9 protein-coding genes are annotated in these 15,487 nt (G+C 68.6%); all 9 read right to left on the bottom strand.

Annotated elements, in window-relative coordinates:
* Positions 1-13 precede the first annotated feature (13 nt).
* The gene (locus AC1PMG_RS13725; RefSeq protein WP_342074235.1) at positions 14-820 is read right to left on the bottom strand and encodes a CheR family methyltransferase; all 807 of its coding nucleotides are present in this window, start codon (positions 818-820) and stop codon (positions 14-16) included.
* Between the two features lie 16 nt (positions 821-836).
* Positions 837-2,108, bottom strand: a complete 1,272-nt coding sequence (locus AC1PMG_RS13720; RefSeq protein WP_481109249.1) for an EAL domain-containing response regulator — start codon at positions 2,106-2,108, stop codon at positions 837-839.
* A 49-nt stretch (positions 2,109-2,157) separates the two neighbouring features.
* Positions 2,158-2,697, bottom strand: coding sequence for a chemotaxis protein CheW (locus AC1PMG_RS13715; protein ID WP_481109248.1), 540 nt, complete (start codon positions 2,695-2,697; stop codon positions 2,158-2,160).
* 3 nt (positions 2,698-2,700) lie between these two features.
* Positions 2,701-4,617, bottom strand: coding sequence for a HAMP domain-containing methyl-accepting chemotaxis protein (locus tag AC1PMG_RS13710; RefSeq protein ID WP_481109247.1), 1,917 nt, complete (start codon positions 4,615-4,617; stop codon positions 2,701-2,703).
* Between the two features lie 48 nt (positions 4,618-4,665).
* Positions 4,666-6,660: a methyl-accepting chemotaxis protein gene (locus AC1PMG_RS13705; protein WP_481109246.1), complete on the bottom strand. Its 1,995-nt coding sequence runs from the start codon at positions 6,658-6,660 to the stop codon at positions 4,666-4,668.
* Between the two features lie 59 nt (positions 6,661-6,719).
* Positions 6,720-8,858 carry a methyl-accepting chemotaxis protein gene (locus AC1PMG_RS13700; protein WP_481109245.1) on the bottom strand — a complete coding sequence of 713 codons (2,139 nt, stop codon included), beginning with the start codon at positions 8,856-8,858 and terminating at the stop codon, positions 6,720-6,722.
* Between the two features lie 57 nt (positions 8,859-8,915).
* Positions 8,916-11,009, bottom strand: coding sequence for a chemotaxis protein CheA (locus AC1PMG_RS13695; protein ID WP_481109244.1), 2,094 nt, complete (start codon positions 11,007-11,009; stop codon positions 8,916-8,918).
* Positions 11,010-11,022: 13 nt separating this feature from the next.
* On the bottom strand, positions 11,023-11,343 hold the full coding sequence (locus AC1PMG_RS13690; protein WP_481109243.1) for an STAS domain-containing protein: 321 nt from the start codon (positions 11,341-11,343) through the stop codon (positions 11,023-11,025).
* 451 nt (positions 11,344-11,794) lie between these two features.
* Complete coding sequence (mfd, locus tag AC1PMG_RS13685) at positions 11,795-15,466, bottom strand: transcription-repair coupling factor (RefSeq protein WP_481109242.1); 3,672 nt, start codon at positions 15,464-15,466, stop codon at positions 11,795-11,797.
* Positions 15,467-15,487: the final 21 nt, after the last annotated feature.

Raw genomic sequence — 15,487 nt, 5'->3', positions numbered from 1 at the left:
GGGACGTCGTGGTTCATGGCTTGCGGTACACCGACGGCGCGATCTGCACGACGTCGCCGTTGACGTCGTTGAGGCTTTCGGAGTGGCCGATGCAGAAGATGCCGCCGCGCTTGAGCGTGCCCAGCACCCGGGTCACCACTTCGCGCTTGGTCTGGCCGTTGAAGTAGATCATCACGTTGCGCAGGAACACCACGTCGAACTGGCCCAGGTTGGGCAGCGTCGCGTTGAGGTTGGCGTGCAGGAAGCGCACGTGGTCGCGGATCTTGCGGTCGATCAGCATGCTGCCCTCGTACTCGCCGCGGCCCTTGAGGCAGTAGCGCTTGAGCATGGCCGGCGGCATGTGCTCGATGCGCAGCAGCGGGTAATGGCCGGTCCGCGCCTTGGCCAGCACGCGCGTGCTGATGTCGGTGCCGACCACCTCGTACGGGCGGCCCTGCAGGGTATCGTCCAGCACCATGGCCATGCTGTAGGCCTCCTCGCCGCTGGAGCTGGCCGCGCTCCAGCAACGGAACGGCGCACTGCCGGTATGCGCGGCGGCGATGCTGCGCAGCAGGTCGAAGTGCTTGGGTTCGCGGAAGAAATAGGTTTCGTTGGTGGTCAGCAGGTCGATCGCGGTCTGCACCTCGCCGCTGCCCTCGCGGCTTTCCAGCAGCTTGAGGTACTGGGTGTAGGTCTGCAGCGAATGCGCCTTCAGGCGCTTGCCCAGGCGCCCGCACAGCATGGCTTTCTTGGCCGGCGAGATGGTGATGCCGGCGGCGTCGAAGATGAAACGCTGGAACCGGCCGAATTCCTGCTCGGTGATGGTGTCGTGGCTGGTCATGGTCATGGCCGGTCGGTCAGTGGGTAGGGGCGGGAGCGGGGACGCTGGCGTTGCCGGTGGGGCCGTGTTCCTGCAGCAGGCGCTGGTGCTCCAGCAGCCAGGCGTGCAGCGCGCCGCCCCCCAGCGGGCGCGCCAGCAGGTAGCCCTGGCCGAAGTCGCAGCCCAGCTCCTGCAGCAGGGTCCAGTCCTCCACCGTTTCGATGCCCTCGGCGACGGTGCTCAGGCCCAGCCGCTGGGCCATGCCCAGTGCCGATTCGAGGACCGTGCGCAGGTTGCGGCTGCGGTGCGCGTCGTGGACGAAGATTCGGTCGATCTTCAATTCGGTGAAGGGGATGCGGGTGAGCTGCTGCAGCGAGGAGAAGCCGGTGCCGTAGTCGTCCAGCGACAGGCCGAAGCCCTGCAGCCGCAGCCGCGCCAGCATGCCCAGAGCGCTGCCGCAGACCAGCGAGCTTTCGGTGATTTCCAGCACCAGGTCCGACGGCGCCAGCCCGTGCTGGCGCAGCAGCCCGAGCAGTTCGTCGAGCAGGTTCGGGTTCTGCAGCGTGCTCGGCGACAGGTTCAACGCCAGGGTCAGCTGAAACCCGTCCTGTTTCCACGCCGCCAGCCGCGCCATCGCCTGGTCGGCGACGCAGGCGGTGAGCGCGTGGATCAGGCCTTCGCGCTCGGCCACGGCGATGAAGCGGTCCGGCGCGATCGGCCCGGCACTGGGATGGCGCCAGCGCGCCAGCGCTTCCACGCCGCCGACCCGGCCGCTGCGCATGTCCACCTTGGGCTGATAGGCCACCTCGATCTCGCCGCGTTGCAGGGCCTCGCGCAGCATCGCCGCCATGGTCGCCTCGCCGGGCGCCTCGGCGTCGTCACGCGGCGCCGGCGCGCTCGGCGCGTGGGCGCGCACCGCGGCCGCGAGCTGGGCGGCGCGCAGCGGCTTCTCCAGTCCCGCCAGCACCTGCAGGCCGTTGCTGCGGCCGACCTGCAGCACCGAGTCGATCAGGGCCGCGCCACGTTGCGAGGCGACCACGATCGGCACGCGCGCATTGCAGCGGGCCAGTGCGTCGAGCAACTGCACACCGTCCATGCCGGGCATTTCCAGATCCAGGATCAACAGCCCCAGCGGCGCGCCTTGGTTGACCCGCGCCAGCGCGGCATGGCCGTCGGCCGCGCCTTCCACCGCTACGGCCCCCATGCGCTGGCACAGGGCCAGCGCATGTTCGCGCTGGACCTGGCTGTCGTCGACCACCAGGACCGTACCGAAGTGGTGCAGAGCGGCGGTGTCGGGGGCCGTGGGCATGCGAAATCCGTTTCGAGGAAAGGGCAGGGCGCTGCGCGGCAACGGCAGCTCAGGCGGCGATGCCTTCTTCCAGGTGGGCGTCGAGGGCGGTCATGCTGGCGAACTCCTGGGGCGCCAGCACCGCATCGGCGGCGAGCAGGATCACGAAGCGCTCGCCGACCTTGCCCATGCCGTGGATGAAATCGCGGCGGATGCCGGTCCCGAACGCCGGCGGCGGCGCGATGTCGGCGGTGGCGATCTCCAGCACCTCGCTGACCGCGTCTACCAGCAGGCCCAGCACCTGGCGTTCCTCGCCGGCGGCCACCTCGATGATGACGATGCAGGTGCGCTTGCTGATCTCGCTGGGCGCGCGGCCGAAGCGCTGCTGCAGGTCCACCACCGGCACCACGGCGCCACGCAGGTTGATCACCCCGCGCAATGCGGGCGGCATCATCGGCACGTCGGTCGGCGTGCGGTACTCGATGATCTCCTTGATGCCGAGGATGCCGACGCCGAACATTTCCTTGCCGAGCAGGAAGGTCAGGAACTGGTCCGTGGCCAGGTCGCCGGTGTCGGAGGGGGAGAGCGAAGCGGGAGCGTTCATGGCCATGCCTCAGAAGGTTTCGAAGTTGGTTTCGTCGAGGCTGTCGGCCAGGACCAGCTTGCCGCCGGCGACGCGTGCGATCGGCTTGGATCCTGACTGCCCGTTGCGGCCGCGACCGGCGCCGGGACGTCGCGCCGCGGTCCTGGCCGGCGGGGTGCCCTGCACCTTGAAGAAGCTCATCAGCTGCTGCAGCTGTTCGGCCTGCGCGCTCATCTCCTCGGCCGTGGCGGCAAGCTCCTCGGAGTTGGACGCGGCTTGCTGGGTGGTCTGGTTGAGCTGGCTGACCGCGGCATTGATCTGGCCGACGCCGGAGGTCTGTTCCTCGGAGGCGGCGGTGATCTCCTGCACCAGGTCGGAGGTGCGCTTGATCGACGGCACCATCTCGTCCAGCAGCTTGCCTGCGTTCTCGGCCAGTTCCACGCTGGAGCTGGCGACGTCGCCGATCTCCTGCGCCGCGATCTGGCTGCGTTCGGCCAGCTTGCGCACTTCCGCGGCGACCACGGCGAAGCCCTTGCCGTGCTCGCCGGCACGCGCGGCCTCGATCGCCGCGTTCAGCGCCAGCAGGTTGGTCTGGTAGGCGATGTCGTCGATGATGCCGATCTTCTGCGCGATCTGCTTCATCGCCTGCACGGTCGCCCGCACCGATTCGCCGCCGTCCAGCGCCTGGCTGGAAGCCTTGCTGGCCATGCCGTCGGTGATCTTGGCGTTTTCGGTGTTCTGCGAGATCGACGCGGTCATCTGCTCCAGCGAGGCGCTGGTCTCTTCGACGCCGGCGGCCTGTTCGCTGGCCGCCTGGCTCAGCGACTGCGCCGTGGCGCTGACCTCTTCCGACGCGCTGGCCAGCGATTCGGCATTGCCGTTGACCTCGCTGACCACCTGCGACAGGCGCGCGATCGTGTCGTTGACGTAGTTCTTCATTTCGGCGTAGGCGCCGTCGTAGTGCTTGTCGATGCTCTGGGTCAGGTCGCCCTCGGCCAGGCCGCCCATTACCCGCACCACGTCCTGGATGCTGCCGCCGGTCGTGGTCGCCAGCTCGTTCAGGCCCTGGCCCATCTCACGCTGGAACCCGGCCAGGCCGTCCAGCGCGATGCGCTCGGAGAAGTCGCCGCGATTGGCGGCCGCGACCACACGGCGCTGGCCGTCGATCACCAGCTTCAGCCGCTCGACCATGGTCCGCATCGCATACAGCGCGCTGCCGCTGTCGTTGGCACGCACGGCCACCTCCAGGTTGAGGTCGCCCTGCGCCACTTTGTTGGCGATCTCGGCCACATAGACCGGCTCGCCGCCCAGCAGGCGCATCAGTCCGCGCACGATGAAGACCGAAATGCCGGCGCCCAGCAGCACGCATACCACGATCACGGCGATGATCCACTGGCGCGCGCTCGCGTAGAGCGTATCGCCCTGCGCGCTCGCAGCGTCGCCTCCCTTTGTGTTAAGCACTACCAGGCTATCGAGGATGGTCGATGCATCGTCGTACAGTTTTTGCTGGTCGCCGTTCAGTAACGCCATCGCCTCGCTGGTTTTCAGCGTCCGCGACAGGTCGAGTACCTGTTTATGCAAGGCCAGGTACTTGTCGAACTTGCTATTGAAGTCCGTGTAGATGTTCTTTTCCTCCTCCGAGGAAATGAGCTTGACGTAATGGTCTCGATTGCTCGCGTACTCGGCGAGGATCTGATCCATTTTTTGGTCGAAGTTACGCATTTCCTGTGGGCTTTCGGTGACCACGTGCTGCAGTTCGGCCACCCGCAGGTCCGAGAGGTTGGTGTTCATTGCCTGGATGTACTGGATGCTGGGCATCCAGTTGGTGGCGATGTCGGTGGACGCCTGATTGACCTTGGCCAATTTGTCCACAGCGAACAGGCCCATGCCCAACATGAGCAGCAAGACGGCGGCGAAGCCGAGTCCGATTCTGGTCGCTATCTTCATTTGCTTGAACACCGTGATCCCCCTGTCGGATATACGGAAGTGTGGATATCAAAACGTATCGAAATGGGCTTCGTCCGGCGCCGACACCAGTGCCAGGCCGACCTCCCCGAACCCACGCTTGCGTGCCGGCGCCGCACGACGCGACGGACCGGCGGTGACCGCCGTCGGACGCCGCGGCGCCACGACCTGGTTGGTACGGAAGAAACTCATCAACTGCTGCAGCTGCTCGGCCTGCCCGCTCATTTCCTCGGCCGTGGCGGCCAGTTCCTCGGAGTTGGCTGCGGCCTGCTGGGTGGTCTGGTTGAGCTGACCGACCGCGGCATTGATCTGGCCGACGCCGGAGGTCTGTTCCTCGGAGGCGGCGGTGATCTCCTGCACCAGATCGGAGGTGCGGCGGATCGACGGCACCATCTGGTCCAGCAGCTTGCCGGCGTTCTCGGCCAGCTCCACGCTGGACTCGGCGACCTGGCCGATTTCCTGCGCGGCCACCTGGCTGCGCTCGGCCAGCTTGCGCACCTCGGCGGCGACCACCGCAAAGCCCTTGCCGTGCTCGCCGGCGCGCGCGGCCTCGATCGCCGCGTTCAGCGCCAGCAGGTTGGTCTGGTAGGCGATGTCGTCGATGATGCCGATCTTCTGCGCGATCTGCTTCATCGCGGTCACCGTCGAGCGCACCGCGTCGCCGCCTTCGTTGGCTTCGCGCGCGGCCTTGGCCGCCATGCTGTCGGTGACCTTGGCGTTCTCGGTGTTCTGCGCGATGGACGCGGTCATCTGTTCCAGCGAGGCGCTGGTCTCCTCCACGCCGGCGGCCTGTTCGCTGGCCGCCTGGCTCAGCGACTGCGCCGTGGCGCTGACCTGCTCGGAGGCGCTGGCCAGGGCTTCGGCATTGATGTTCACCTCGCCGACCACCTGCGCCAGGCGCGCGACGGTGGCATTGATGCTGTCGCACAGTTCCTTCAGCTGGCCCTGGCACTGCACGTCCGCCAGCCGGGTCAGGTCGCCGGCCTCGATCGCCTTGAGCACGGCGCCGGCTTCGTTCAGCGGGCCGATCACCGTGTCCAGGGTCAGGTTGACGCCGTCGACGATGCGGCGGAAGTCGCCATGGTGCAGGCTGCCGTCGGCACGCACGTCCAGACGGCCGGCCGCGGCGGCATCGACCAGCAGGCTGGTGTCGCGGATCAGCGCGCGCAGGTTGGAACGCACCTGCTCGACCGTGTCGTTGATGAACGCCTTCTTGCCCGGGAAAGCCTCCAGCGGCGCGTCGAAGTTGCCGCGGCCGAATTCGGCGATGCAGGCCATCGCCTTCTTCTTGGTGGCGATATGGTCGCCGACCATGCGGTTGATGCCGTCGGCCATGCTGCGGAAATCGCCTTCGAAGCGGTGGCTCTCGATCACCACGTCGATGTCGCCGGCGTCGTGCTGCGCGGACATGTGCTTCATCTGCGCGATCAGCCCCTGCATGTTGCGCCGCACCTGCTCGATGATCTCGTTGATGAAGACCTTCTTGCCCGGCAGCGTCTCCAGCGGCGCATCGAAGTTGCCGCGGCCGAACTCGGCCACGCAGGCCAGCGCCTTCTTCTTGGTGGCGATGTGATCGCCGACCATGCGGTTGATGCCTTCGGCGATGACCTTGAACTCGCCGTCGAAGCGGTGGCTCTCGATCACCACGTCGATGTCGCCGGCATCGTGCTCGCGCGACATGCGCACGATCTCGTCGTTGATCTGACGCACGCCGGTCTGCACCTGGCGCAGTGCCAGCAGCACTTCGCAGGCCTGGTCGTTGCGCACCGTCGGCATCACCACCTCGAAGTTGCCGGTGGCGAAGCGCGCCAGGGTGGTGGTGGCGATCCGCAGCGAGCGGGTGATGGCGTGGACGGTATAGGCCAGTACCGCGGCGGCGAGCACCGTGGCGCCGATGCCCAGCGCCAGGGTCTGCCCGGCGGGCAGGCCGAGGGCGAACCCGCACACGGCGGCGGCCAATGGCAGCGCAATGGCGATGGCCGAGCCGCTCCACAGCTTGGAGGACAGCGAAAGAGAGTTGGACATGCCGTGGTACCTGTGCGGGAAGAGAGGGCACCGGCCTGCCGGGCCGGTGCGGAGATGGATCAGAACGAGACGAACGCGGCTTCTTCCATGCGTGCCGCCTGCGCCGTGGCGGCAGGCCCGCCGAAGCTGCGCGAGCGTGGCCCGCGCTGCATCGGCGTCGGCAGTCGCCGCGGCTGCGGGGCCGGTGCCGGGGTGCTCGTGGCGCCGGTGGTGAAGAAGCTCATGAGCGTTTGCAACTGTTCGGCCTGGCTACTTACTTCTTCGGCCGTGGCGGCCAATTCTTCAGCGTTGGCAGCGGATTGCTGTGTTGTCTGGCTGAGCTGCACCACCGCGGTGTTGATCTGGCCGACGCCGGAGCTCTGCTCTTCGGAGGCGGCGGTGATCTCCTGCACCAGGTCGGAGGTGCGGCGGATCGACGGTTCCATTTCGCCGAGCAGGCGCCCGGCGGTCTCGGCCAGGTTCACGCTGGTGCTGGCGACGTCGCTGATCTCGTGCGCGGCGACCTGGCTGCGCTCGGCCAGCTTGCGCACTTCCGCGGCGACCACCGCGAAGCCCTTGCCGTGCTCGCCGGCGCGCGCGGCCTCGATCGCCGCGTTCAGCGCCAGCAGGTTGGTCTGGTAGGCGATGTCGTCGATGATGCCGATCTTGCGTGCGATCTCCTTCATCGCCGAGACGGTCGCGCGGACCGCTTCGCCGCTTTCGGCGGCCTCGCGCGAGGCCTTGGCGGCCATGCCGTCGGTGATCTTGGCGTTCTCCGCGTTCTGCGCGATGGAGCCGTTCATCTGCTCCAGCGAGGCGCTGGTCTCCTCCACGCCGGCGGCCTGCTCGCTGGCCGCCTGGCTCAGCGACTGCGCGGTGGAGGACAGTTCCTCGGCGGCGCTGGCCAGGGTGACCGCATTGCCGTTGACCTCGTTGACGATGCTGGTGAGCTTGTCGATGGTGGCGTTGACGTAGCGCTGCATGTCGGCGAAGGCGCCCTCGTAGTGGCCCTGCACCTGGCGGCTGAGGTCGCCCTCGGCCATCGCGCCCATCACCTTGATCACGTCGCCGACGCTGCGCAGGTTGCCGCGGGTCTGTTCGATGATCTCGTTGATGAAGGCCTTCTTGCCCGGCAGCTGCGGCATCGGCGCGTCGAAGTTGCCGCGGCCGAACTCGGCGACCACGCCCAGCGCCTGCTTCTTGACCGCGATGTGCGCCGCGACCATGCGGTTGATGGCCTTGCCGATCGCGCAGAACTGCCCGTCCAGGTGGGTGCAGTCGATCTGCACGTCGATGTCGCCCTTGTCGTGCTCGTCGGACATGCGCGCGATCTCGCCGATCAGGCGCTTGAAGTTGCCGCGCACCTGCTCGATGGTCTCGTTGATGAAGGCCTTCTTGCCCGGCAGCTGCGGCATGGTCGCGTCGAAGTTGCCGCGGCCGAACTCGGCGACCACGCCCAACGCCTGCTTCTTGACCGCGATGTGGCTGCCGACCATGCGGTTGATGCCGTCGGCCATGCCGCGGAAGTCGCCCTGGAAGTGCGCGCTGTCGATGCTGGCGTCGATCTCGCCGGCCTCGTGCTGTTCGGAGACGCGGCGCATCTCGGCGATCAGGCCGAGCATGTTGCGCCGCACCTGCTCGATGGTGTCGTTGATATAGGCCTTCTTGCCCGGGAACGCAGCCAGCGGCGCGGCGAAATTGCCATGGCCGAATTCGCCCACGCAGTCGATCGCCTGCTTGCACACGCCGATGTGGGCACCGACCAGCTGGTTGATGTCGCCGACCAGGGTCCGGTAGGCGCCGCCGGCCTGCGTCGCATCCAGCATCACGTCGCAGTCGCCGGCGGCGTGTGCGCTGGTCATGTGCGCGACGTCGGCCTGCAGTTGCCGCAGCGGCCGCTGCGCGGCGAGCAGGGCCTGGCCGATCTCGCTGCCGCCGGCGGTCGCGTCCACGCGCTCCAGTTCGCCTTGCGCCAGCGCCTGCAGACCGGTGCGGGCCAGGTCCAGTTCGCGCTGCGCGGCAGCGGATGCCTGCTGCGCCGAACGCACGCTGCGGCCCAGCACCACGCCTGCGACCAGCGTGGCCACGGCGACCACAGTCCAGGCGAGGCCGCCGGCCAGCGGCAGCGTCAGCGCCGCGACGGCCGCGGCGGCGGGCAGGGCGACGGCGACGACCGCGGCCGTCGGCAGGGTGGTAATGGGCGTCCGGTTCTGGGACATGACGGCGATTCCTGGTTGATGGCGTGACGTAGGAATGACGGCAGGCGATGCGGCGGCTCAGGCCGCCAGCGATTCGGTGCCGGGTTGCAACTGGCCAATGAGCGACGGCACGTCCAGGATCAGGGCGACCCCGCCGCTGCCGAGGATGCTGGAGCCGCTGATGCCCTTGACCTGGGCGAAGACCTTGGAGAGCGGCTTGATCACGGTCTGCCACTCGCCCAGCAGGGTGTCGACCACCAGGCCGAAACGCTGCGAGCCCTGGCGGATCACCACGATGCTCTCGCGCGCCGGCGGCGCGCCGGCGATGGCGAACAGCGAGCGCAGGCGCACGTAGGGCAGCACGTTGCCGCGCAGGTCGATGTACTCGCTCTGGTAGTTCGGTGCGAACTCCACGCATTCCTCGACCACGTCCAGCGGCACCACGAACACCGACTTGCCGACCCCGACCTGGAAGCCGTTGATGATCGCCAGGGTCAGCGGCAGCCGCACCGAGATGGTGGTGCCGACGTCCTGCTGGCTGCTGATGTCGACGCTGCCGCGCAGCGCGGCGATGTTGCGCTTGACCACGTCCATGCCGACGCCGCGGCCGGACAGGTTGGTGACTTTCTCGGCGGTGGAGAAGCCCGGCTCGAAGATCAGCGCGAACACCTCGCGGTCGGAGAGCAGGCGGCCGGGTTCGATCAGGCCGCGTTCCAGCGCCTTGGCCAGGATCCGGTCGCGGTTGAGGCCGCCGCCGTCGTCGCTGATCTGGATGACGATGCTGCCGGAATCGTGGAAGGCATTGAGCCGCACCGTGCCGCGCACCGGCTTGCCGCGCGCCTGGCGCACCTCGGCCGGTTCGATGCCGTGATCCATGGCGTTGCGCACCAGGTGGGTCAGCGGATCGGCGATCTTCTCCACCACCGACTTGTCCAGCTCGGTGTCCTCGCCGTTGACCACCAGCGCGATGTCCTTGCCCAATTCGCGGGCCACGTCGTGGACCACGCGGTGGAAGCGGCTGAAGGTACCGCCGATCTTGACCATGCGCAGTTGCAGCGCGCTTTCGCGCACCTCCTCGACCAGGCCGGCGAGGATCGAGGTGGATTCCAGCAACTGCGCATCGCCGGTGCGCTGCGCGTTGGCGCCGGTGCTGGCGACCGCGATGATCAGCTCGCCGACCAGGTCGATCATGCGGTCGAGCTTGTCGGCGTCGACACGGATCGAGCCGCCTTCGCCGCGCGCGCCCGCGGCCTTGGCGGGGCCGGCATTGGCGGCGGGGGCCGCTGCCGCGGCCGGCGCACTGGGCACGGCCGGTGCGGCTGCAGCCGGTGCGGCCTCCGGTGTGGCGGCGCTTTCGAACCCGGCGAAGTCGTCGGCGCTGGCCTGGCTGCCGGCCTCGGCCACCAGCAGCGGCAGATCCAGGTTGGCGGCGTCGCCGAGCGGGTCCACCGCCAGCACCTGCAGGTCGCAGTCGTCGCGCACGAATTCGAAGATGTCCTCGATCGCGGCCTGCTGCGCGTCGCTGCGCAGCAGGATGTCGAAGCCCAGGTAGCAGGCCTCCGGATCCAGTTCCGGCAATGCCGGCACGCGCTCGTGACGGGTGCGCACCGCTTCCAGGCTGCCGAGGCTGCGCAGGCAGCGGATCAGGTGCAGCGGCGAGTTGCCGAAGCGCAGCGCATCGGTGAACAGCTGCAGCGAGATCCGCCAGTAGCCGGTCTGCGCCGGCGCGGCCGGTGCCGCGGGCGTTGCGGCGGCGCTGGCCTTGGCGGCCGGCGCGGCAGCCGGGTGCAGGTAGGTCTGCAGGCGTTCCAGCAGCGGCGCACCCTCGGTGGCCAGCGTGGCTTCGTCCGCCTCGGCGCCGGCGGCCGCTTCCACCAGGGTGCGGATGTGGTCGCAGCAGGCCAGCATCAGTTGGATGAGGTCCGAATCCAGCGCGACCGCGTGCTCGCGCACCAGGTCCAGCACGCTCTCCACCACATGGGTGAAGCCGACCAGTTGCGCCAGATCGAACAGGCCGCCGGAGCCCTTGATGGTATGGGCGGCGCGGAAGATCGCGTTGACCGCGTCGGGACCGGCTTCGCCGCGCTCGGCTTCCAGCAGGTTGCGTTCCATGTCCTCGAGCAGGTCGCGGCTCTCGGCGATGAAGGTCTGCAGCAATTGATCCATGTTCATGTCGTGCTGCCGATTAGTGAAGAATGTCGTCGCCGACGCGCTCGAACGCGTCGCTCAGGCCGAGCAGGTCCAGCGCATCGCCGACCGCCGTGGTGCAGCCCTCGAGCTGGAATGGCCGTCCCAGCGCGCGCAGCGCGGCCTGGGTGGCCAGCAGCAGTTGCACGCCGGTGGCGTCGATGTCGTTCACCGCCTGCAACTGCAGGCGCAGGCCGCCGGGATGCTCCAGCGCGGGCAGCAGCAGCGGCTTCAGTTCGGCTGCATGGCGGATGGTCATGTCGCCGTCCACGATCAACTGCAGCGGCGGATCCTGTTCGTCGGGGGGCGTCGAGCGCATGGCGGGTCTCCGGCAGTGGCGAGTGGAAAGCCGGCGTCACGCCGTGAAGGGCGTGTGCAGGCCTGGGTACCAGCGATATCGGCGCGGACGGGAAATATTTAGAAATATTTAGCCTGCGTGAAGCATTTGTCTCGCAGGCCGCACGCGAGCCTGAGTGGTTCAGACCGGTGCCAGGACACGCATCCCATAACCGCGCCGATGCGGTCGGTCCCTAGGTCTCTGCACGCGCCGTGCCAATCGCGGCAGCGGGTGAGGCGTCAAAAAGGCCACGCCATACGCGCGACGCGCCGGCGGTCTACGCGTGAAGATCGCCGCAGGCGAGGGAACACAGCGGCGCGAGCGCCCATACGCCACCGAACGTTGTGGCAGTCCGGAGCGGGGCAGGGTGGTTGTGGGGTCGAGGCAGCCGGCCGCCTGCGGGAGCCGACGCGGGCGGACGCGCCCGCGCCGCTCAGCGGGGCGACAGTGCGGTCAGCAGGCCGCGTGCGGCATTGAAGCGGTCGGCCGCTTCCGGCAGCGGCAGCTTGAGCTTCAGCTTGTCCGGGCCGTCCATCGCATACAGCTTGGGCTGCTTCTGGATCATCTGGATGATGGTCATCGGATCCACGTTGGGCTTGGCCTCGAACACCAGGCGCCCGCCGTGCTCGCCCAGTTCCAGCTTGCGGATGCCCAGCACGTTGGCCTGCAGCTTCAGTTCGGCGATGGCGAACAGGTGCTTCACCGGATCCGGCAGCAGGCCGAAGCGGTCGATCATCTCCACCTGCAGTTCGCGCAGGCCGTCGCTGTCGCGGGTGCTGGAGATGCGCTTGTACAGGGTCAGGCGGGTGTGCACGTCGGGCAGGTAGTCGTCCGGGATCAGCGCCGGCACGTGCAGTTCCACCTCGGCGCCGCGCGCTTCCTCGCCGGCGTCCAGGTCCGGCAGCTTGCCCTGGCGGATGCTGCGCACCGCGCGTTCGAGCAGTTCGGTGTACAGGCTGAAGCCGACCTCGGCCATCTGCCCGCTCTGGTCCTCGCCGAGCAGTTCGCCGGCGCCACGGATCTCCAGATCGTGGGTGGCCAGGGTGAAGCCGGCGCCCAGTTCGTCCATCGAGGCGATCGCGTCCAGCCGCTTCTGCGCATCCGGGGTGATGCTGCGCCGGTCCGGCACCAGCAGATAGGCATAGGCGCGGTGATGCGAGCGGCCGACGCGGCCGCGCAACTGGTGCAACTGCGCCAGGCCGAAGCGGTCGGCGCGGTTGATGACGATGGTGTTGGCGTTGGGGATGTCGATGCCCGATTCGATGATCGTGGTCGACAGCAGCACGTTGAAGCGCTGCTTCTGGAAATCCAGCATCACCTTTTCCAGCTCGCGCTCGGGCATCTGCCCGTGGGCGATGCCGATGCGCGCCTCCGGCACCAGCTCGCTCAGCTCGCGCTGCATGCGGCCGATGCTCTCCACGTCGTTGTGCAGGAAGTACAGCTGGCCGCCGCGCGCCAGTTCGCGCTGGAAGGCTTCGCGCAACAGCGCGTTGTCCCACTGGGTGACGAAGGTCTGCACCGCCAGCCGGTTCGGCGGCGGCGTGGCGATGATCGACAGGTCGCGCAGGCCGGCCATGGCCATGTTCAAGGTGCGCGGAATCGGCGTGGCGGTCAGGGTCAGCAGGTGCACGTTGGCGCGCAGCGCCTTCAGCGCTTCCTTCTGGCGCACGCCGAAGCGTTGCTCCTCGTCGACGATGACCATGCCCAGGTCCTTGAACTTCACGTCCGGCTGCAGCAGGCGATGGGTGCCGACGATCACGTCGATGCTGCCGGCGGCGACCTTCTCCAGCTCGGCCTTGATCTCCTTGCTGCTCTTGAAGCGCGACAGCACCTCGACCTTGAGCGGGTAGTCGGCGAAGCGGTCGCGGAAGTTGCGGTAATGCTGTTCGGCCAGCAGCGTGGTCGGCACCAGCACCGCCACCTGCTTGCCGGCGCTGGCCGCGGCGAAGGCCGCGCGCACCGCGACCTCGGTCTTGCCGAAGCCGACGTCGCCGCAGACCACGCGGTCCATCGGCTGGCTGCTGGCCAGGTCGCGCAGGGTGGCGTCGATCGCGGCCAGCTGGTCGGGGGTTTCCTCGAACGGGAAGCCGGCGGCGAACGGCTCGTACATCGCCCGGTCCACCTGCAGCGCCAGTCCGGCACGGGCCTGGCGGCGCGCCTGGATCTCCAGCAGCTCCGCGGCTACGTCGCGCACCTTCTCGGCGGCCTTGCGCTTGGCCTTGGTCCATTGTTCGCCGCCCAGCGAATGCAGCGGCGCGGTCTCGGCCGAGGCGCCGGAGTAGCGGCTGATCAGGTGCAACTGCGCGACCGGCACGTACAGCCGGTCGCCCTTGGCGTATTCGATTTCCAGGAACTCGCCGGGCATGCCGCCGGCATCGAGCACGATCAGCCCGCGGTAGCGGCCGACGCCGTGGTCCTCGTGGACGATCGGCGCGCCCTCGGACAATTCGCCGAGGTCGCGGATGATCGCTTCCGGCTCGCGCCCCACGCGCCGGCTGCGCCGCGGCTGGCTGGCGCGCTCGGGGAACAACTGGCGCTCGGTCAGCACCGCGATCCGCGGCGACTCCAGCGCGAAGCCGTCGTCCAGCGGTGCAACCGCAATGGCGAAGCGTGCACCGATCTCGCCGGAGTCGAGCCCCTCTCCCTCCGGGAGAGGGGTTGGGGTGAGGGTACGACCGCTAGGGAGTTTTGCTTGCGCTGCTTTCGAGGACGCGGACGAAGCAGCAGCCTTCTTCGATGAGGACCGCGCAGTCGCCGCACCCTCATCCGGCGCTTCGCGCCACCTTCTCCCTGTGGGAGAAGGAACAAACGCCGCGAAGTTCGGCAGCACCTCCGGCTTCAACTCCGCGGCGGCCAACACTTCCAGCAGCGCCTCGCGGCGGCCGGGCGAATCGGCGGCGATCAGCACCCGGCCCGGGTAGTGATCGAGGAAGCTCTTCAGCGCCGCGCCCGGCGCAGCGTCCTTGGCCGCCACCGGCAACGGCGGCAGCGGCTGGTCGCCCAGTGCCTGCGCCTCGTCGATGCGCGGGTGGTCGGCGGCCCATACGTCGATGCGCGGCAGCCCGTTGAGGCGTTCGCGCAGTGCGTCCGGCGCCTGGTACAGCTCTTCCGGCGCCAGCAGCGGGCGCTCCACGTCGTGGCGGCGTTGCTCGTAGCGGGCCTGGGTCTGCGCCCAGAACGCATCGGCGGCGGCGCCCACGCCCGGTGCGATCAGCGGCAGCACGTGCTCGCCCAGGTAATCGAACAGGGTGGCGGTGGCCTCGCGTGCGCCGCTGCTGCGGGTCTCCTGGAAGAACAGCGGCAGGTAGTACTCGATGCCCGACGGCGCCAGCCCGGCCTTCAGGTCCTGGTACAGCGCACTGCGCCGGGTGTCCACGTCGAAGCGTTCGCGCAGCGCGGTCAATACCCGGTCCACGCTGACGTCGTCCATCGGCACTTCGCGCCCGGGCAGCATGCGCACCGCCTGCACATGGTCCAGCGAGCGCTGCGATTCCGGGTCGAAGGCGCGGATCGAGTCGATGTCCTCGTCCAGCAGCTCGATCCGCAGCGGCGCATCGGTGCCCATCGGGTACACGTCGAGCAGGCCGCCGCGCACGGCGAAATCGCCCGGGTCCATCACTTGCGGCACGTTGCGGTAGCCGGCGCTTTCCAGCCGGCGCTTCTCCGCATCCAGGTCCAGGCGCTGGCCCACGCGCAGGTCGAAGCTGCCGCCGACGATGTAGCGCAGCGGCGCCACCCGCTGCATCAGCGTCTGCACCGGCACCACCACGATGCCCTGGGTCAGCGTCGGCAGCCGGTGCAGCGCCGCCAGGCGCTGGCTGACGATGTCCGGGTGCGGACTGAACTGGTCGTAGGGCAGGGTTTCCCAATCCGGGAACGGCACTACCGGCAGGCTGGGATCGTCGCCGAGCAGGCTATGCAGGTCGGCTTCGAGCTGGTGCGCGCTCTGGTTGTCGCGGGCGACCACCAGCAACGGCCCGCGATGCGCGGACGCGGCGCAGGCGATGTGCCAGGCCAGAGCGGTGGAGGACGCGGGGGCGCGCCAGTGCGCGCGGAGCTGGCCGGACTTGGGCAGCGGCGGAACGGGGAAGGGAAGGGGCGGCATGGACCAACTAGTTTAGCAAGG

The organism is Xanthomonas sp. NCPPB 2250 (genome assembly GCF_056725265.1).
The sequence above is the reverse complement of the archived record's forward strand: the minus strand, read 5'-3'. Positions and strand labels throughout refer to the sequence as shown.